At 60.0% G+C, this 18,177-nt stretch carries 18 protein-coding genes; 14 read left to right on the forward strand and 4 right to left on the reverse strand.

Translation table 11 applies throughout. The annotated features are described in order from the left end of the window. Nucleotides 1-20: 20 nt before the first annotated feature. Entirely contained in the window at nt 21-941 is a 921-nt protein-coding gene (locus AC1RQ5_RS10090; RefSeq protein WP_493198659.1) for a LysR substrate-binding domain-containing protein, read from the reverse strand. 142 nt (nt 942-1,083) lie between these two features. Here AC1RQ5_RS10090 and AC1RQ5_RS10095 point away from each other — a divergent pair, with 142 nt between their 5' ends. From AC1RQ5_RS10095 to AC1RQ5_RS10125, 7 genes are all read left to right on the forward strand, one after another. Continuing rightward, nucleotides 1,084-1,443 (forward strand): Rieske (2Fe-2S) protein, encoded by a 360-nt coding sequence (locus AC1RQ5_RS10095; protein WP_398476113.1) that lies wholly within the window; start codon nt 1,084-1,086, stop codon nt 1,441-1,443. Further along, nucleotides 1,430-1,777, forward strand: coding sequence for a hypothetical protein (locus tag AC1RQ5_RS10100; protein ID WP_493198661.1), 348 nt, complete (start codon nt 1,430-1,432; stop codon nt 1,775-1,777). Before AC1RQ5_RS10095 ends, AC1RQ5_RS10100 begins: the two co-directional genes overlap by 14 nt. 10 nt (nt 1,778-1,787) lie before the next feature. Further along, a complete protein-coding gene (locus AC1RQ5_RS10105) occupies nt 1,788-3,029 on the forward strand; it encodes an amidohydrolase family protein (RefSeq protein ID WP_493198663.1) in 1,242 nt (413 codons plus the stop codon). A 28-nt stretch (nt 3,030-3,057) separates the two neighbouring features. After that, complete coding sequence (locus AC1RQ5_RS10110; RefSeq protein WP_493198665.1) at nt 3,058-4,119, forward strand: hydroxyacid dehydrogenase; 1,062 nt, start codon at nt 3,058-3,060, stop codon at nt 4,117-4,119. Nucleotides 4,120-4,128: 9 nt separating this feature from the next. Next, nucleotides 4,129-4,644, forward strand: coding sequence for a MarR family winged helix-turn-helix transcriptional regulator (locus AC1RQ5_RS10115; RefSeq protein WP_493198667.1), 516 nt, complete (start codon nt 4,129-4,131; stop codon nt 4,642-4,644). A gap of 412 nt (nt 4,645-5,056) precedes the next feature. Next, a complete protein-coding gene (locus AC1RQ5_RS10120; protein WP_398476123.1) occupies nt 5,057-6,577 on the forward strand; it encodes a porin in 1,521 nt (506 codons plus the stop codon). A 190-nt stretch (nt 6,578-6,767) separates the two neighbouring features. After that, entirely contained in the window at nt 6,768-7,256 is a 489-nt protein-coding gene (locus tag AC1RQ5_RS10125; protein WP_493198669.1) for a MarR family winged helix-turn-helix transcriptional regulator, read from the forward strand. 14 nt (nt 7,257-7,270) lie between these two features. On the opposite strand, the gene AC1RQ5_RS10130 is transcribed toward AC1RQ5_RS10125, so the two are convergent. Then, on the reverse strand, nt 7,271-7,909 hold the full coding sequence (locus tag AC1RQ5_RS10130) for an isochorismatase family protein (protein ID WP_493198671.1): 639 nt from the start codon (nt 7,907-7,909) through the stop codon (nt 7,271-7,273). Between the two features lie 138 nt (nt 7,910-8,047). Between AC1RQ5_RS10130 and AC1RQ5_RS10135 the strand changes: the two genes are divergently transcribed. Continuing rightward, on the forward strand, nt 8,048-9,211 hold the full coding sequence (locus AC1RQ5_RS10135) for an FAD-dependent monooxygenase (RefSeq protein ID WP_493198673.1): 1,164 nt from the start codon (nt 8,048-8,050) through the stop codon (nt 9,209-9,211). A 12-nt stretch (nt 9,212-9,223) separates the two neighbouring features. Then, nucleotides 9,224-9,946 carry an enoyl-CoA hydratase/isomerase family protein gene (locus AC1RQ5_RS10140; RefSeq protein WP_493198674.1) on the forward strand — a complete coding sequence of 241 codons (723 nt, stop codon included), beginning with the start codon at nt 9,224-9,226 and terminating at the stop codon, nt 9,944-9,946. A 49-nt stretch (nt 9,947-9,995) separates the two neighbouring features. Here AC1RQ5_RS10140 and AC1RQ5_RS10145 read toward each other — a convergent pair whose 3' ends face one another. After that, the gene (locus AC1RQ5_RS10145) at nt 9,996-11,057 is read right to left on the reverse strand and encodes an ABC transporter substrate-binding protein (RefSeq protein WP_493198675.1); all 1,062 of its coding nucleotides are present in this window, start codon (nt 11,055-11,057) and stop codon (nt 9,996-9,998) included. Between the two features lie 218 nt (nt 11,058-11,275). Between AC1RQ5_RS10145 and AC1RQ5_RS10150 the strand changes: the two genes are divergently transcribed. Genes AC1RQ5_RS10150 through AC1RQ5_RS10170 form a run of 5 tightly spaced genes read left to right on the forward strand, consistent with a single transcriptional unit; the run spans nt 11,276 to nt 16,263 of the window. Beyond that, nucleotides 11,276-12,070, forward strand: coding sequence for an ABC transporter ATP-binding protein (locus AC1RQ5_RS10150; RefSeq protein ID WP_493198677.1), 795 nt, complete (start codon nt 11,276-11,278; stop codon nt 12,068-12,070). Beyond that, on the forward strand, nt 12,070-12,849 hold the full coding sequence (locus AC1RQ5_RS10155) for an ABC transporter permease (RefSeq protein ID WP_493198679.1): 780 nt from the start codon (nt 12,070-12,072) through the stop codon (nt 12,847-12,849). Before AC1RQ5_RS10150 ends, AC1RQ5_RS10155 begins: the two co-directional genes overlap by 1 nt. Nucleotides 12,850-12,859: 10 nt before the next feature. Further along, the gene (locus AC1RQ5_RS10160) at nt 12,860-13,621 is read left to right on the forward strand and encodes an ABC transporter permease (RefSeq protein WP_398476141.1); all 762 of its coding nucleotides are present in this window, start codon (nt 12,860-12,862) and stop codon (nt 13,619-13,621) included. Nucleotides 13,622-13,676: 55 nt separating this feature from the next. Next, entirely contained in the window at nt 13,677-14,876 is a 1,200-nt protein-coding gene (locus tag AC1RQ5_RS10165; RefSeq protein ID WP_493198682.1) for an amidohydrolase family protein, read from the forward strand. A 46-nt stretch (nt 14,877-14,922) separates the two neighbouring features. Continuing rightward, a complete protein-coding gene (locus tag AC1RQ5_RS10170; protein WP_493198684.1) occupies nt 14,923-16,263 on the forward strand; it encodes an amidase in 1,341 nt (446 codons plus the stop codon). Nucleotides 16,264-17,001: 738 nt separating this feature from the next. On the opposite strand, the gene AC1RQ5_RS10175 is transcribed toward AC1RQ5_RS10170, so the two are convergent. Further along, the gene (locus AC1RQ5_RS10175; RefSeq protein ID WP_493203371.1) at nt 17,002-18,141 is read right to left on the reverse strand and encodes a PLP-dependent cysteine synthase family protein; all 1,140 of its coding nucleotides are present in this window, start codon (nt 18,139-18,141) and stop codon (nt 17,002-17,004) included. Nucleotides 18,142-18,177: the final 36 nt, after the last annotated feature.

The following is an 18,177-nucleotide window of genomic DNA, read 5'->3' on the forward strand; positions in this document are numbered from 1 at the left end:
GCATGGTCAGTTGCCGGCCGTTAGACAGAATTGACCATCTGGAACGGGCCAAGCTGTTTCGTCAGCCAGTTTGTGAAGTGCTGCACGACTGGACGCACGGCCTTATCGGGCGTGGAGACGACATAAGAGCTTGTGGTCAACGGAAGCCGGATATCGAACGGCGCGATCAATGTGCCGGCTTCGATCTCCTTGCTCACCACGGATGTGCGTCCCATTGCAACGCCGAGCCCCTGTATCGCCGCCTGCACGGTAGCGTAGAGCTGATTGCAAACGATACCGTTGTGAAGCGTAACGTCCTTTGCATTTGCGGCCTCCAGCCATTGCGGCCAGTCGTCGCCAAGGATCTGGGAAGCGGTGCGGATGATGGCGTAGCTTTCCAGATCCTTCGGCTTCTTCAAGCACCCGCCTCCGCTCAACAATGCCGGGCTACATACCGGAAAGCTCTCGTCGTCGCCAAGGCGGAGAAGCGAGATGAAGCCGCGCCATTGGCCCGTACCGTATCGGATGCCGACGTCGTAGTCGTGACGCTCCAGGTCATCGAAAGACGGGATCGTCGCCAGCCGGAGTGCGACATGCGGGAATGCGCGTCGGAAAGCGGGGAGCAACGGGATCAGATAGTTGAGGCCGAAATTGACGTGGGTTGCGATCGAGAGCGAATTCTCGTTCTGGCCATCGATGATGCGGGATGTCGCGATCGAAATCGATGCCAGCGCCTCGCGCACGGTTTCGAGATACTCGTGCCCCCATTGTGTGAGGCGAATGCTTGTCGTGTCGCGATCAAACAGCCGAGCACCGACAAACTCCTCGAGGGCCTTTATGCGGTGGCTCACCGCCGTCTGCGTGATGTTGAGCTCCATCGCCGTGCGGGTGAAGCTCAAATGACGCGCGGCCGCTTCGAATGCGAGCAGGTATCCGACCGATGGAAGATAGCGATTATGCATCAGGCCGTCCTGTTAGTGGGCAATGCGGGTCGTGTGAGTATGCAGTCATTAAAAATTTTCATGACGCGTAGAATAATTCTCGTTTCCCACGAGCGCAATCGCTCAGGCACGCTGACAGCATTGCAGCTCGAGAGGATGTTCTATGGAAATCTATGCCGGAAAATCGGCGGACTTGAAGGAAGGCGATCGCACGCTCGTCGAACACAAGAGTCAGCAGATCGGCGTGCTCCGCGCGAAGGGCGCGATCCACGCCTTCTTGAATCTCTGCCCGCATCAGGGCGGACCCGTTTGCGAGGGCGTGCTCGTGCACAAACCCGAAGAGATCATCGCGGAAGATCGCACCTATCAGGGCATGCGTTTCAGCGAGGATCTGCATCTGGTGTGCCCATGGCATGGCTGGGAGTTCAACGTTGAAACGGGGCGCTGTGCCGGCGACGGAAAGCATGCCATCCGCAAGTTCGATATCGTCGAGCGCGAGGGAGAGATCTATGTCGTTGTATGACACGAGCGTTGCGGTTGATCGCCTGCCCATGCCGGAATCGCTGGATTGCGCCCGCGCCATCGAGCTGATCGAAGAACTGACAGCCGTCATGCGCGAGATCGACGCCAATAGCGAAGTCGCGCAGTTTCCGGTCGAGGCATTGCAACAGTTGTTCGGTGCTGGAGTCGGAATGCTTGCTGCTAAGTTCGATAGCGGCGAGCAGTGCCTGCCACTGCCGATGGGTGCCGAAGTCAGCGCCACGGCGATCATGGTAACGGCCACGGGGCTGTTGAAGTCGGCCAATGTTGAATTGTTTGAGCTCGGCATGTGGCAATCCTGGTCTGGTACGCGGTGAGGGTATGGTGATGGAATTTCGTTCGAGCGCTCCCGAATACAACATGCCTATGGACGGGTTTGACACCCGCCGCCATCTCGCTAACGCGCGCAAGCAGGCCGTCGATCGCGGACTGGATGACGTCTTGATCGTCGATGTTGACTGCCACCACTACGAGACTGACAATATCGTTCAGGTTCTCGAATATGTGGAGAACGAGCCGCTCAAGCAGGTGATGATGAACACGCTCAAGACCAAGAGCGTGTCCGCATTGCTGTATGATCAACCGGGCTATCAGGATCTCGGTGGCCGGGTCACACGCTATTTCGGTCGCAAGACCGAGAAAACCGTCGGCGTCGGTGCCGCTCGTGACGCCGAGCAGGCGATGAGCTGGATGGACTCGCTCAGCGTCGATTATGCGTGCCTGTTCCCCACACCGATGCTGTTCCTCGGCCTCCATCCGCAGGCGGAAGTCGAGACTCAGATGGCCAAGGCCTATAACCGCTGGATGATCGAACGGCTGATGCCGCTCGATTCACGCATCAAGACCATGCTCTATCTGCCCTTCAACGATCCTGAAGCGACCTATCAGATGATCAAGGAGTATGGTGGGCGCAAAGGTGTGATCGGCTTTATGGTGGTGTCCACCCGTTACAAGGGGGTCTACGACAACGCCTATATGAAGTCTTATCGCCTGCTTGAGGAGATGGGGCTGCCGCTCGCCTTCCACGGCTCCTATAACTGGACCGACCAGATGATGGCGACGACCAATCGCTTCATTACGGCGCACGCGCTTGGCTTCACCTTTTTCAACGCGGTTCATTGCGCGAACTGGGTGGTGAATGGTCTTCCGGAGCGCTTCCCGAAGCTGAAGGTGATCTGGATCGAATCCGGCATTGCCTGGGTGCCATGGTTGATGCAGCGCCTCGACAACGACTATCGGATGCGGACATCGGAGTGTCCGGCTCTGAAGAAGCTGCCGAGCGACTACATGCGCGACATGTTCTACACCACCCAGCCGATGGAGATGGTGAACAATATGGAGGCGCTCGAGCTGACCTTCAAAATGATCAACGCGAAGACGCAGCTGCTCTATTCCTCGGATTATCCTCACTGGGACATGGATCTTCCGAGCACGATCTGGGACCTGCCGTTTCTCGACGAACAGGCCAAGCGCAACATTCTCGGCCTCAACGCGCAGCGCCTGTTCAACATCGATACGTCCGACCGGTTCCCGAACCATCCACAACCTCCGCACTGGCATAACAGCTGATGTCGGATATCCGGCTCCAGGAGACAGCATGACCACGAATGTCGCGCGCATCAGCTTCTTCGAGCGCTGGCTCGATCCGATCGCCGAGCAGATGCTCGGCGATCAGCCATCGATCGAGTTGACGCGGCTGAGCTATGCCGATCCGGAGCCGGATAATTGGGATAATCTGAAGCGGGCGCATGGTTATCAGGCATCGACACGGGGGGATATGCATGCGCCTTGGTTTGCTGACGCCGATCTGATCGGTCGATGCACGAATTTGCTGGCGATTTTCTCCAGCGGAGCAGGCTTTGACGTGATCGATGTCCCCGCCTGCACAAAGGCTGGCATTGCTGTTTGCAATCAGGCCGGTTCGAACTTCGAGGCTGTTGCCGAACACACTCTTGGTTTCGTATTGGCTTTGTCGAAGCGTATCGCAGTTACCGATAAAGGATTACGCCGCAGCGCGCCGGTAGATCGCTATGGCCATATCGGGCGCGATATCCAGGGCAAGACCATCGGCCTGATCGGCCTGGGGTTTGTCGGCACGCGGGTCGCAGAGCTTTCTCGGGGTCTGTTTGGCATGACGGTGCTTGCCTATGATCCTTATCTCGATGCCACTGAGGTCACGCGGCGCGGTGCGCAGAAAGTGACATTTCAGGAGTTGCTCGATCGATCGGATTTCGTCTCTGTGCATTGCCCGCGCAATGACGAGACATTCGGCATGATCGACGCGACGGTGCTCGGTGCGATGAAGCGCTCGGCATACCTTATTTCCACTGCGCGGGGCGGGATCGTTCGCGAGGACGATCTGGAAGCGGCTCTGGCCCGCGACCTGATTGCCGGTGCGGCGCTTGATGTGTTTCTTAAGGAGCCGCCGCCGTCGGATCACCCTCTGCTGGCTTTCGACAATTTCATCGGCACGCCGCATATAGCGGGAATGACGGATGAAGCCCTGCGCGAAATGGCTGCGTCGGCAGCGCGGCAATGGATCGCATTGTTCGATGGTCGAGTCCCGAAGCATCTCGTAAATCCCGAAGTGTGGCCGCGCTTCAGCGAGCGTTTCGCGAAGGAATTCGGAATGCTGCCTGCGGCGCTGCAAACGAGATAAGAGGCAACGTTGGGATCAGTATCGCTCAACCGCACAACCAAAGACGAGGGGCTTTCCGATCTGGAGCAGGTGTCTGAAGAACGGCTGCTTTGGGATGTGCTTTCGCTCAGCGTCGATCTGATGCGTCTGTCCGAACTGTGGGGCAAGAGAATCGGCGTGAGCGGGTCGCAATGGATGATCCTGATGGCGATCCGGCAACTGGGTCATGGTCCTGGCGTTCCGGTAAAGGAAGTTGCTGCGTTTCTCAATGCGGACGCGTCTTTCGTGACGACACAGTCGAAGATCCTTGAGAAGCTGGACCTGGTCGAGCGTATCCAGTCGATGCAGGACCGCCGCAGTGTCTTGATGTCGCTGACGGCGAAGGCCAATGAGCAGCTGGCGTCGCTGGCGCCGAGTATGGCGCGCCTGCAGGATTTCGTTCGCACCGAATTGGGCGATGACGAAGTCTGCATATTGTCGGAAGCGATACTGCGTCTGAGGAATCGTCTCGACAAAGCGGTGCTACTGGTCGCGTCCGGCGCGTAGCCATCATGTCATCGCGGGGTTGGTTGCGCGCTTTTCTGCAAAGAAAGTGTACGAGCTCTGATGCGATCTGGCGCACTCTGCTTGCCCGAAGTGCAGCATATGATCTGTGTATCGATTGCAGATAATGCCTGCAGAAATAACATTTTTCCCGCGTTGAGTTGCAGACACGTTACGCCGGAAAGCTACGTCAGAGCATGTCTCCATGTCATTCCGTTGTTGCGATAGCAGCGCGGCGTCGATCATATCGAGGACATGCGGTGCAGATGTTCTGCGGCGCCGATGCATCGAGATGTTCCACTGCAAGATGCAGGGATGACAATAGTTCGATCGTATCGACCGCGTGCTCGTCATTTTCCGCGAGGAAGGCGTCTGGGCTTCTGTTTATGGAATTTAGGGGATCGAAATGAATCTGATGAAGACGACAATCTTGAGCACGGCGGCAAGCTTGGCTGTGATGTCCGGTGCGCTAGCTGCGGACCTGCCCGTCAAGGCCAAGGCCGTTGAGTATGTGAAGGTCTGCTCGCTATACGGTGCAGGATTCTACTACATCCCGGGTACCGATACCTGCATCAAAATCGGCGGCGCGATCCGTCTCGACACCACGTTCAACGGCAACACCTATGACGCACCGTTCTGGCAGGGCGGCGCGGGCGGCAACGATCTCTGGACCAAGGACTATTTCGCGACCCGTCAGCGCATCAACCTGACCACCGACACGCGCACCGCCACCGAATACGGTGTTGTCCGCACTTACGCCAACATGCAGTTCGATTTCAGCCAGAACCGCGAATCGATCGCCGGCGGCTTCGCCGAAGTCGATTACGCCTTCATCCAGTTCGCCGGCTTCACCTTCGGCAAGGCCGTGTCGCAGTTCGATCCCCAGTGGGCGCTGTCGAAGCCGACCATTTCGTCGGGCTTCCTGGCCGGTTCGAACAACACCACTGGTATGCCGCAGCTCGCTTATACGGCATCGTTCGGTAACGGCCTATCGGGCACGATCTCGCTGGAGAATGCATCGCCCTATCGCAATGCCGGTCTCTACAACACGTCGAACTTCATCGTCGGCCCGGGCTCGAGCAGCTACCTGAACTATATCTACGGCGTGTCGTCAGCAACCTTCCTCGGCAATTCGTATGGCGGCAACCACATTCCTGATATCGTCGGCAATCTCCGCCTCGATCAGGCCTGGGGTACGCTGCATCTCGGTGCCGCGATGCACACGATCACACCTGGCTTCTACGGCGCCAACGCCGCCACCGGTCATGCGGATGATTCCTACGGCTTTGCGATCAACGGTGCCGTCGAATTCAAGAATCTGCCGACCGGAGCCGGCGACAGCCTGAAGCTGGAAGCCACATATGCCCGCGGCGCGGCGAAGTACGCCATCACCGGTGGCACCACCGATACTCAGGGCGGCGGTCGCTTCGCCAAGTTCAGCGGCAATACAGTCGGCTTCGGCTATGTGCTCGATGGCGTGTATGGTCAGGGCGGTCAGATCCAGCAGAGCGAAGCCTGGTCGGTCGTCGGCTTCTACGAGCATTACTGGAACCCGGCCTGGCGCACGTCGCTGTTCGGTAGCTACAGCTCGATTTCATATGGCGATGGCGGCAATGCGCTCCTGGCGGCGGCCTTCAGTCAGGCGGGCGGTCGTCTCGGAACGGCCAACGCGGCCAATCCGACCGGCACCAATGCTGGATACCTGCAGAACACCACGGGCAATTTCGATTTCGCCATCGCGCAGATCGGCACCCGTACTGCGTGGACCCCGGTCCGGAACCTGACCCTGTCGGCTGAATTCACCTACAGCCGTATGGAGCAGAGCCTTGGCGGCCAGTATGTCGGCAATGTCGGCGGCCGACCGGCGGGGCAGACCTACCAGATCCAGAACCAGAACCTCTATAACGGCTCGGTCCAGATACTGCGGTCGTTCTGATCGCTGCACCCAGCAACATCAATTGTGTTGCGCGTGCCTCCGGTAATGCCCTGCCGGAGGCATTTTCTTTTCTGTGGCGCCACTGGCGCGGAGTTCGAACTGGTAGCGACGACGCGCCGGGTCTATCAAGTTATCTTCGCGCGAGTTGCCGCGATCCCAGGGCCCTGTTTGAGCGAAAGCCGTCCAGCACATGATCGAAACCCAACGCGTGTCGTGGCGCGATATCAATGGCTCGGCGCATAGCTATACGTTTCGCGCCTATATGACCGAGGTCGCGCAGGCCCGTTATGTCATTCGCAAGGTCCAGATGATCATCGATGGCTGCGCGCGCGATGCAGGGCTCGGCCCGCTTGAGCATCAGGCGCTGATCCAGATCTATGGTGCGAAGGGAGGTGCGCTTCCGGTAGGTCAGCTTGCCGAACGCCTGAATGTCGCTCCCGCGCTCGCGTCACGCTTGGTGCAGCAGCTCGATGCCGCCGGGCTGGCCACGCGCGCGCCTGCGGAAGAGGATCGTCGCACAATGCTGGTGCGTGCCACCGAGGCTGGCGAGCGCGGCCTTTACGACATCGTCGAGCGTGCACATGCGCAGGTTGAGAAATTCCGCTTCGGTGCCAGTGCGCGCGAACGCGCGGCCGCCCACGAAATCATTGCGTTCTACGTGGGCAGCCCGGAGAGCTAGCCGCCGTGCGGCTGTTACATATTGCTGCCGCTCGGCGGCAGGTGATCGAGCGCCTCCTGCAGCGAGATTACATCCGCATATTTCTGCTGAAGGTCGAACAGGTTTGCTTCATGCGGGCCGGTGGCTCGATCGCCGACGCAGTCGCGCACCACCATGGGGCGATACCCGGAGCACATGGCGTCTACCGCCGATGCCCGCACGCAGCCGCTGGTGGTGCAGCCGGTGATGATCAGCGTGTCCACTCGCTTGGTCGCCAGCCAGCTCGCCAGGCCCGTTTCGAAGAAGGCCGAGGGATATTGCTTGTCGATCACCAGTTCGCCGGGTTGCGGCGTCAGTTCCGGCACGATCTCGACATTGCTATTGTCGGTGGTGAGTAGGTTGTTGCCGGGCAGCTTGATATTGAACAGGCCGAAATTGCTGCCGTCCGGTGCGTAGGTGTGTCGCGTAAAGGCGATAGGGATGCTGGCCTTTCGCGCGGCGGCGAGCAAGGTCGCAGTATGAGTTACCGCATCCTGGATATTGCCGCCGCCCAGCACGGCGGGATCGACAAAGCCGCGGGTGAAGTCGATCATCACCAGCGCGCTCGACGTGCCGAAGCCGAGTTTCTGGCCAAAGCCTTGTCGCTGATACACCGCGTTTTCCGATTCCGTCATCTGACCCTCCATTTATGCATTGACGCCTGCGCCGAGATATATAACTTAAGTTACATAACAAGTCAGATTGTCTGACAATAGAATCAGAAAGTCCATTGTCTTTTCCGGCGAACCTGGCGTGGATATGAGGGCAGTCGAATGAACGTCATCGGGAATGTGCTGGTGGCCGGTGGCGGCGTCGGTGGTCTGTCATGCGCGCTGGCTTTCGCCCAGCGCGGCGTCGAAGTCACACTGATCGAGCGGCAGCCGAATTTCGACGTGCCTGGCGTCGGGCTCGGCCAGCCGGCCAATGCGCTGCGCGTCTATGACAAGCTCGGTCTGCTCGCCGATGTGCTCGATGCCGGTTATGTCTATGACCACATGAGCATCTTCGATGCTGATCACAATCTGATCGCCGCGCACAAATTCCTGCTGGGTGACCATCGAGTGCCGCCAGTCTGCGCGCTTCGTCGATCTGATCTGCATCGCATCCTGCTCGGCGCGGCTGAGCGTGCGGGCGTCAAGATAAAATTCGGCTGCCAGGTTACGCAGATCGATGATGCAGCAGGCGATCGAGTCGATGTCATCCTGTCCGATGGCAATCACGGCAGCTTTGATCTGATGATCGGCTTCGATGGCATCCGCTCGACCGCGCGACTACATGTGGTCGGCACCATGTTTCGGCCGAAGCCGTGCGGAATAGGCGGTTGGCGGATCCAGGTGCCGCGCGTGCCCGAGGTGACCGGTATGGAATTCATGCAGGGCCTCGGTGGCAAAGCGGGCGCGATGCCGATTACCAAGGATCTGATGTATCTGTTCAATATCAGGCCGGAGCCCATCGACGCGTTCTACGATCGCGCAACTTTCGCGGATATGTTGAAAGAGCGTCTCGCGCAGTTCGGCGGCTATGTCGCGGAGATCAGTACAGGGCTGAATGCCAAATCCGATATCGTTTATAGTCCGATCGAGCCGATGCTGGTGCCGTGGCCGTGGCATCGCGGCCGCGTGGTAATCGGCGGCGATGCGGCCCATATCGTGCCGCCGCATCTCACCCAGGGCGCGGCGATGGCGGTTGAGGATGGTCTCGTTCTCGCTCTTGAAATGACGGCGACCGAAGGTTCGGTCGAGCAGCGCCTGATGCGCTATGCGAAGAGGCGCTATGCGCGTTGTGCCTTCGTCTATGCATTCGCCCGGCAATGGCTGGATGACGAGCAAAGCATTCATACGCCGGAGCAGATGGAAGCGGCGCGGGAGGAGATGCGGGTTAACGCATCGAGCCGGATTGCGGTCAGCGACCGCATCCTGAACAGTCCGGCATTTTAGGAGATACCTGATATGAGCATTCTCTCGAAGCGCGACGGCGATATCCTCTTCCTGTCGCTGAACCGCCCCGAAGCTGGGAACCGAATTGATCCAGCAGGCATCGCCGAACTCACGGCGCAATTTGCGGCGGCCGATCCCTTGGCGGGCGGACCGGCGGTCATCGTGCTCGGCGCAGTGGGGCCGGACTTCTCGCTCGGCCGGCAGCGTCCCGCGGAGCAGTCATCGGATCCGCTCGACATCGTGCGCGAATTCGAAAGCATCCAGCAGCTCAATGAAGCGGTGCAGAAATGCCGCGCCGTCACGATCGCTTCGGTGCGCGGCCGCGCCGAAGGTGCCGGATTGTCGCTCGCCGGGCGCTGCGATATCGTGGTGGTGGCCAATGAAGCGACCTTGAGTTTTCCGGAGATCCCGCACGGTATTCCGCCGACCATCGTGCTCAGTCACTATCGTTTCGTGTTGCCGCGCAATCTGCTCGGCGATCTCATTTTCACGGGGCGCGAAATCGAAGGCCGCGACGCCGTGCAGATCGGCCTTGCGGCGCGAACGGTAGCGGACGCCGAACTCGATGCGCTAGTGCTGAAGCTGGCCGGGCAGGTGGCGGGATATGATCGCCGCTCGATCGCGCTCGTGAAGGAATTTCTTGCTCGCAGCGAAGGCATGGCGTCACAGCAGGCGCCCGGGCTCGGGATCTCGCTCTATGCCAACGAGATGTCGCACCGTTATCTCAAACGCTGAGTGCGGCGAAAAGCGAACGGGGCGGTCCCCGTTCGCTTGCGGTTCTCCCTCAGCAGGGGAACGGCAGATAGGACGTGTCGATATAGTCGGCCATGTTGATGCTGCGCGGCAGCAGGCCATCCTTGGTCATGGCATCCGCCAGTGTCTGCACCAGTGCCGGCGTCACGCAGGCATTCTTGTCGCGATAGTAGTCCTTCGACGTGAGGAAGTAGGCATCGAGCACTTCCGGTGGCGACTTCACGAGATCCGCGGTGAACTCCACGGCCTTCTTGCGATTCTCCGGCGCGTAGAGCCAGTGCAGCGCGTCTACATAGTCGGCGAGATAGGCCTTCACCGCATCCGGGCTTTTCTTGAGGATGTCGTTGGTCGCGACCTGCATGGTTACGGAGTAGGGTGGCAGCACGTCCTTGCCGGCAAAGAGCGGACGAATGCCGCCTTTTGCCGCCTCGGTCGCGCCGAACGGCAGCGGCAGCACGCCGCAATCGACGCGCTTGGCGCGCAGCGCCGCGCCGATATTGGGGAATGCGATCTCCACCACCTTGAGATCCTTGCGTGCCGACAATCCGTTTTTGGCCAGCATCACGTTGAGAACTACGTCGGGCGTGCTGCCATAGGCATTGACGGCGATTGTCTTGCCCTTGAGGTCGGCGACGGTTTTGATGCTGCTGTCATCGAGCACGAAGAAAGCCTGCGACGCATAGCCGTCGCGGCCATCCTGGAAGCAGTCGGCAACGATCTTCAATCCGTTCGGCACGGCATTCTTGACGACGGAGGTGGCGAAGACCGGTGGCGTCATGATGCCCATGTCGACCTGACCCGCTGCCAGCATTGATGCTGCTTCAGGTGTTGCGCGCGTATAGGTCACATCCAGCGTGTAGTCCTTGTCGATCCGCTTCAACACATTCTTGCGCATATATTCGGTGAAGATGATCGTCTCGGTCTCGTTCGGGCCGAGGCCGCCGGCTGTGGCGTAGCGAATGACTGGCGGTGCGGCGCGCAGAATGCCTGGAGCGCCGATCGTTGCGCCTACTGCAAGAGCAGACTGCAAGATTTTTCGGCGGGAAATGCCGCGTTGAAATGCATTCGTCTCACGCGTAGTCGGAGAAGGCATGATGATATCCTTTTTGGTCGTGTAGCAGGAACAAAAGATAAGATTGTCTGGCAATCAATCGGATTGCGATGAGCAAAGAGCGTGCCGTCGGTCGCTTGCTTGACACGATTGTCTGATAATCTTAACGTCTTAAAATCATGGCGCAATGATGAGCGATGGCTGCGGTGCACTGCGAAAGCATGCCGCGGCATCGTGATTTCTCGATTGGCGGAATTCTGATGGGCGACAGTGCAAAGATCTCGGTTCGCGGTGTCTCCAAGACATTTTCGCGTGATGGCAAATCGGTGCTTGCGCTCGACAATGTCGATCTGAGCGTTGCCGAAGGTGAGTTTTTGTCGATCGTGGGGCCGTCGGGCTGCGGCAAGAGCACGTTGCTCTATATGCTCGGCGGCTTCGAAAGCCCGAGCACCGGCAAGCTGTCGAGCGGCGGCAAGCCGATCACCGGGCCGGGCCTCGATCGCGGCGTGGTGTTTCAGGAATATGCGCTGTTTCCCTGGCTTACCGTGTGGGAGAACATCGCCTATGCGTTGAAACGCAAGGCGGTGCCGGATCAGCAGTGCAAGGATATCGTCGCGCGCTATGTCGGTATCATGGGCCTTACGGGTTTCGAGCAATCGTTCCCGCGCGAGCTCAGTGGCGGGATGAAGCAGCGCGTCGCGCTGGCGCGCACCTTCGCTTATGAGCCGGACATTCTGCTGCTCGACGAGCCGTTTGGTGCGCTCGATGCGCAGACGCGCGAGGTGATGCAGGACGAGTTGCTGCGTTTGTGGCGGATCAATCGCAAGACCGTGGTCATGGTCACTCATGACGTCGATGAGGCCGTCTACCTGTCCAACCGCGTCTGTGTGATGTCGAAGCGCCCCGGCCGTTTTGTCGAGCATTTCGAGATCAATCTCGACCATAGCCTGACGCGGGAGCAGGTTGTGTTGTCGGACGAGTATCGCAAGATTCGTAACGAAGTCTGGGTGAGCGTTCGCCAACAGGTGACGCAGCCAGCCCCGGCGGCGGTCTGATGTCGATCGCGTCCCGGGCGAAGAAGGTCGCCTCGTTCGTTCTGCCGCTGATGATCTGGGTCGGCGTCTGGGCGGCGCTGCCGCATCTGAACCTGATTGATCCGTCCTTTTTGCCATCGCCGGCCGCGGTGGTCATCGCGGTCGAGAAGCTGGCGGTCCAGCTGTCCTTCTATCAGGATCTCGGCGCCACGGTTTACCGTAGCATCGCAGGTCTCGTGCTCGGCATGGTAATCGGCGTTCCTCTCGGTGCGTGGATGGCGGTATCGTCGCGAGCGGAAGGCTTCTTCGGTCCGATTGTGAAAAGCACCTATTCGCTGCCGAAGACAGCGCTGGTCCCGCTGTTGATGCTGTGGTTCGGCATCGGCAGCACCACCAGCATTCTCGCCATCACGCTGTCCACCGTGCTGCCGATGATCATCTATACCTATCACGCGGTGCAGGACACGCCGCGCATCCTGCTCTGGAGTGCGCGCTGCATGGGCACATCGCCGCGCGATGTGATGCGGCTGGTGCAGTTGCCGGCCTCGATGCATGGGATTCTTACCGGCGCCCGCATCGCGCTCGGCTTCTCATTCGTCATTGCCGTCGCCGCTGAGATGATCGCGGCCAAGGTCGGTATCGGCAAGCTGATTTTCATGTTCGGCGAGAATGGTGCCTATGACTACATGTTTGCCGCGGTAGTCGCGATCGTTGCCGTCGCCTGTCTCGTCGATGCGCTGCTCGTGATGCTGACCGACTACCTGCTGCGCTGGCAGGGCCGGTCGAATGCCGAAATCTGAGGGAGCGGCCATGTTCAGCCTGAAGCAAATCTCCCGCAGCCTGCTGGCTTTGTATCCCATCGTATTGATTGGGCTCATCTGGGAAGCCGTCACCCGCGCCGGTCTGGTATCGCCGATCTTCCTGCCGCCACTGTCGAGCGTCTTTGCCAGCCTTTTCCAGCAAATCGTCAGCGGCGAACTGTTCGAACCACTCTTCGTCAGCCTTTATCGTGCGGCGGCGGGGCTGGTCATCGCCATGGTCGGCGGCGTCATCATCGGCTTCCTGATGTCGCAGATCCGCTGGTTCCGCTGGCTGATGAATCCGGTGGTTTTGCTCGGCTTCCCCGCGCCAAAGGTGGCGTTCCTGCCGATCTTCATCCTGTGGTTCGGCATCGATCATCTGTCGAAGATCGCGCTTGTCACGTTCACCAGCATCTTCCCATTCATCATCGTCGCCCAAGCCGGGGCCGAGACAGTATCGCGGGTGCAGCTGTGGGCGGCGCGTGCCATGGGCGAGACGCGGCTCGGCATCTTAAGGCGCATCATCCTTCCGGCAGCGTTCCCGTCGCTGATGAGCGGCGTGCGCGTCGCCGTGCCCTATGCCTTGATCAGCGCTTTCACGGCGGAGATGATCGCAGGCGGCGGCGGGCTCGGCGGCAATCTCGTTTATGCGCAGCGCTTCTTCGAGACTACGACGGTGTTCACCATCCTGATTGTGATGCTCGCCGCAGGCTGGCTCGCGGATCATGGCATCATCGTCCTGCGCCGGCATCTGCTGCGCTGGCACGGCTGAGCCGGCTGGTGTATCGCCAAGCCTGCAACGAAAGTTTTGAGTGGAGGAGCAGTCCATGCGCACCGCGATCGTCAATATCGGCACCATCGTCACTGGCGACATCAAGGCGCCATTCGCCGAAGGCGACGGCATCCTTATGGAGAGCGGTCGCATCAGTGCGATCGGCACGTTGTCGGCGCAGCAGGTCTCCGCAGCCGATGTCGTGATCGATGCGGGCGGCACCACCGCCATTCCCGGCCTGATCGACAGCCACGTTCACATCACCTTCGGCGATTATACCCCGCGGCAGCGCGTGGTCGGTTATCTCGAGAGCTATGTGCATGGCGGCACCACCACCTCGATCACCGCGTCGGAAGTTCACGTGCCTGGTCGCCCAAAGGACCCCGCCGGCGTCAAGGCGCTGGCGCTCGCGGCGCGCGCCTGTTTTCTCGATTATCGTCCCGGCGGCATGCGCGTGCATGCCGGCTCGATCATTCTCGAGCCCGGTCTCACCGAAGACGATCTCGCAGAGCTGGTGAAAGCGGGCTTGTGGCTGGCCAAAGCCGGCTTCGGTGCTTTCGATACGCCGTTCGATTATGCCCCTCTGATGCTGGCCGCGCGAAATCTCGGCATGGTGACGACCATGCATACCGGAGGCTCCTCCATCCCAGGCTCGTCCGGCATCTGGGCCGAGCATGTGCTGAAGTCGAATCCCAGCGTCTCCTTCCACGTCAATGGCGGACCGACGGCGATGCCGGAAGGGGGCTTTGCGCGCCTCGTCAATGAGAGCGACATCGCGCTGCAGCTCTGCACCGCTGGAAATCTACGCACTGCGCTGCTCACCGCGAAATTGCTCGATGACGTCAAGCAACCCGAGCGGCTGCTGATTGCCACCGATACGCCGACCGGCAGCGGCATCATGCCGCTTGGCATGTTCTATACGATCAGCCATCTCGCCAGCCTCGGCGGCATCCCGCCCGAACAGGCGATCGCGGCGGCCACCGGCAACAATGCGCGGGTCTATCGTCTCAACAGCGGCTTCCTCGAGGTCGGCAAGGATGCCGATCTGGTGCTGATCGATGCATGCGCCGGCGGATCGCAGGACGATGCGCTGTCAGGCCTGCGCAATGGCGATGTGCCCGCAGTGGCGGCCGTCGTCAGCGATGGCGTCCCGCGTTTCGTCGGCCGCAGCCGCAATACGCCGGCGGCGATCCGCACGGTGCGCGTGGCCGAGACGAGGCTGCCGCGGGATTTCAGCGGCGCAGCCGCACATTAATCATCAATCCGCCGTCTGCGGATTTCGCCGTTATCCGGAGTGTCCGATGTCCAACTTACCGTCACCATCTCTCGTCTCTTTCCATGCCGCGACGGACGAGTTTCGGACCGGCAAGGATACGCCGCGCGAATTCCTAGAGCGGTCGATCGCAAGGCTGCAAGTCCTCGAGCCGAAGCTGTCTGCTTTTGCAGCTCTGTCGCTGCCGCGTGCCCGCATTGCCGCCGATGCTGCCACGGCGCGCTGGCGCGATGGTCGTCCACTGTCACGCATCGATGGCATGCCGGTCGGCATCAAGGACGTCATCGAGACATTCGACATGCCCACCGGAATGGGCTCGCCCACCCATGACGGCAACCAGCCGCGGCGTGATGCGGCCACAGTGTTCGCGCTCCGCGAGGCGGGGGCGGCTGTCGTAGGGAAGACGAAGACCACGGAATTCGCCGGTGCCTATGCCACCGACACGCGCAATCCGCACGATCATGAGCGTACGTCCGGTGGATCGAGTGCGGGGTCGGCCAGTGCGGTGGGAGCAGGTATTCTGCCGGTGGCGCTCGGGACGCAAGTGATCGGTTCGGTGCTGCGACCGGCCGGCTATTGCGGTGCGTTCGGCTACAAGCCGACATTCGGTGCGATCAATCGCGGCGGCAGCCACGACTTCCAGAGCCATAGCTGCATCGGCCTCATCGGCGCCAGCCTGGAGGATATCTGGCACACGAGCTACGACATGGTGCAGCGCTGTGGCGGCGATCCCGGCCAGCCAGGTCTGTTCGGTTCAGAGGAGCTGGCGGGGCCACTCAAGCCGACTCGTTTGATCAAGCTGGAAACACCCGGTTGGGCGTTGGCGACGGATGAAGCGCGGCAGCAACTCGAGAGTAAGCTCAGTGTTCTGAGCGCCGCCGGCGTGCAGATCATCTCGCGTGACAACGATCCCGATCTCGATGCTTTCGAAAAATCGATTACGGATATTCTGCAGTTCGGCTTTGACATTATCGGCTATGAGTCGCGCTGGCCGTTGAAGAGCGTCGCCTATCGCGACCGGCAGGGCCTCAGCCCGAGCGCCCTGGATCAAATCGTCAAGGCCGACGCGTTAGGCCTGGACGGTTATCGGGAGCTGATGAAGCGCCGGGCCGAGTTGCGTGTCGCGTTCGAGCGGCTTGCGACCAAGGCGGATGCGTTTGTTACACTGGATGCAACTGGCGCCGCGCCGAAGGGCATTACCTATACTGGCAATCCCTCCTTCAATGTCGGCGCCTCCGTGCTCGGTGCGCCCGCGCTCACATTGCCGCTGTTCTCGGACGAAAATATGCCGCTGGGCCTGCAGATCATTGGTGCTCAGCACGCCGATGCCAAATTGTTCGCTGTTGCGAACTGGCTGATCGAGAATTGATGCGCTTATTAACGCAGCTATGATGCGGCAGCGGCGTGTCCCTCACGACGTTAGCCGCGAACAAACACTGCGGGATTTGTCCGAAATATGCTGGGTTAGAGTTTTGATCAAATCGCGGATCTGTATCGCCGCAGGATTGTGAAAATAGATGATGCCCTCCATAGCGAATGGGATGTCTCGCTCCGCGTCGTCGTTTATCCCGCTCACGTCGATGGAATTGTCTGAACGCTGCGGGTTAATCGGGTCAGTGCTTGGCATACGGATCACCTTCCTTGAGATGTCGCCGTGTTTTCGAGATTCGATTTCAAACGAATTCAAGAACCGTGCCAGGCTGGACCTTCCGTAGCGGGCGCATCATTTGATGCGGTCGAGATTGCCGCCGAATGCGACCTTACTGTGTGCGTAGACTGGTCGCGCACAGCCGTGCGGCTGTTTGACTTGCTTCGAAGCTGGGGGACTCCCCGTGCTTGCTGCGATGCGCATCATCAAGCTTGCCAGAGAGAAGCAGGCACAATTGGCCTGAGATGATCGGTTGATTGCCCAAGGTTACAGCTGGCACATAGTTCGCTCACGGCGGCGGTTGTCGGGATTTCGACGTCCAGCCGCCAGCCTTTCCTCGATGACCGTCATATCGACCGATCGTTTTTGCAGCGGCGAGCATCTGTGCTGCCCGCAAAGTGCCAGTTGGTGTTGTCAGTCAGTCGTGATCGATGAGCCACAGAAGACTCAGCGATGGCGTCATGATGCGATCGCGTCGGGAAAAAGCTGCTCGAACACGCCGGTGTCGAGGAAACGATCAAGCATCCGACGATAGGGATCGATGTCGATCTTGTTCGTCGCCAGCCATTGGCGATCATAGAAGGTGTCGGCATAGCGATGCCCGCTGTCGCAGATCAGCGTGACGATCGAACCGCGCCGACCCTCTTGGATCATGTTGGCGGCGATCCAGCACAGGCCAAAGAAGTTGGTGCCGGTGGAGCCGCCGATCCGGCGGAACAGGCGCTCGGACAGCACATGCGCCGCCGCGATGGAAGCGGCATCTGGTACTCTGATCATGTGATCGATGACACCGGGCACGAAGGATGGCTCGACGCGCGGCCGGCCGATACCTTCGATGCGCGATCCGGACGCGGTTGCTTGCAGGTCGCCGTTCTTCCACGCATCGTAGAATGCGGAATTCTCGACGTCCACGACGCAAAGCCTGGTGTCGAGATTGCGATAGCGGATGTAGCGGCCGAGCGTCGCCGACGTGCCACCCGTGCCGGCGCTCATGACCAGCCATTCGGGAACGGGAAACTCCTCTTCCTCCATCTGGCGGAAGATGCTTTCGGCAACATTGTTGTTGCCGCGCCAGTCGGTCGCGCGTTCGGCATTAGTGAACTGGTCGAGATAGTGACCGTTCGTTTCACGTTCGATCGCGAGTGCGACGTCATAGACGTCGGCGGCGCGATCGACGAAGTGGCATTCGCCGCCGAAGCCCGCGATCGCCTGGATCTTCTGTCGACTGGTCGAGCGCGGCATCACGGCAATGAAGCGCAGGCCGAGCAATTGGGCGAAATAGGCTTCGCTGACCGCGGTGGAGCCTGACGATGCCTCCACCAGCGTCGTGTGCTGCCCGATCTTGCCATTGCATATGCCATATAGAAACAAAGAGCGGGCGAGCCGGTGTTTGAGGCTACCGGTCGGATGCGTGCTTTCGTCCTTGAGATAGATCGAAATGCCGGGAAGGCCGGGAAACAGCGGTTTCAGCAGATGTGTATCGGCCGAGCGTCGACCATCGCCCTGGAGCCGCGAGATCGCCGTCCGCGCCCACTCCCGTCCGTTGCAATCGGGCAGAGGGATCAGCGCGGGGCATCCGCTGGTTTCAGTCGTTGTTATTGTCTGTTGCACAGTTATCGTTCTCCAGCCGCCTGC

This window comes from Tardiphaga sp. GW821-FHT12E02 (assembly GCF_058807155.1).

What these genes read in the sequence shown, in the direction of transcription:
- AC1RQ5_RS10090 (WP_493198659.1), bottom strand. Translation starts at nt 941, where the DNA reads ATGCATAATCGCTATCTTCCATCGGTCGGATACCTGCTCGCATTCGAA.
- AC1RQ5_RS10095 (WP_398476113.1), top strand. Translation starts at nt 1,084, where the DNA reads ATGGAAATCTATGCCGGAAAATCGGCGGACTTGAAGGAAGGCGATCGC.
- AC1RQ5_RS10100 (WP_493198661.1), top strand. Translation starts at nt 1,430, where the DNA reads ATGTCGTTGTATGACACGAGCGTTGCGGTTGATCGCCTGCCCATGCCG.
- AC1RQ5_RS10105 (WP_493198663.1), top strand. Translation starts at nt 1,788, where the DNA reads ATGGAATTTCGTTCGAGCGCTCCCGAATACAACATGCCTATGGACGGG.
- AC1RQ5_RS10110 (WP_493198665.1), top strand. Translation starts at nt 3,058, where the DNA reads ATGACCACGAATGTCGCGCGCATCAGCTTCTTCGAGCGCTGGCTCGAT.
- AC1RQ5_RS10120 (WP_398476123.1), top strand. Translation starts at nt 5,057, where the DNA reads ATGAAGACGACAATCTTGAGCACGGCGGCAAGCTTGGCTGTGATGTCC.
- AC1RQ5_RS10125 (WP_493198669.1), top strand. Translation starts at nt 6,768, where the DNA reads ATGATCGAAACCCAACGCGTGTCGTGGCGCGATATCAATGGCTCGGCG.
- AC1RQ5_RS10130 (WP_493198671.1), bottom strand. Translation starts at nt 7,909, where the DNA reads ATGACGGAATCGGAAAACGCGGTGTATCAGCGACAAGGCTTTGGCCAG.
- AC1RQ5_RS10135 (WP_493198673.1), top strand. Translation starts at nt 8,048, where the DNA reads ATGAACGTCATCGGGAATGTGCTGGTGGCCGGTGGCGGCGTCGGTGGT.
- AC1RQ5_RS10140 (WP_493198674.1), top strand. Translation starts at nt 9,224, where the DNA reads ATGAGCATTCTCTCGAAGCGCGACGGCGATATCCTCTTCCTGTCGCTG.
- AC1RQ5_RS10145 (WP_493198675.1), bottom strand. Translation starts at nt 11,057, where the DNA reads ATGCCTTCTCCGACTACGCGTGAGACGAATGCATTTCAACGCGGCATT.
- AC1RQ5_RS10150 (WP_493198677.1), top strand. Translation starts at nt 11,276, where the DNA reads ATGGGCGACAGTGCAAAGATCTCGGTTCGCGGTGTCTCCAAGACATTT.
- AC1RQ5_RS10155 (WP_493198679.1), top strand. Translation starts at nt 12,070, where the DNA reads ATGTCGATCGCGTCCCGGGCGAAGAAGGTCGCCTCGTTCGTTCTGCCG.
- AC1RQ5_RS10160 (WP_398476141.1), top strand. Translation starts at nt 12,860, where the DNA reads ATGTTCAGCCTGAAGCAAATCTCCCGCAGCCTGCTGGCTTTGTATCCC.
- AC1RQ5_RS10165 (WP_493198682.1), top strand. Translation starts at nt 13,677, where the DNA reads ATGCGCACCGCGATCGTCAATATCGGCACCATCGTCACTGGCGACATC.
- AC1RQ5_RS10170 (WP_493198684.1), top strand. Translation starts at nt 14,923, where the DNA reads ATGTCCAACTTACCGTCACCATCTCTCGTCTCTTTCCATGCCGCGACG.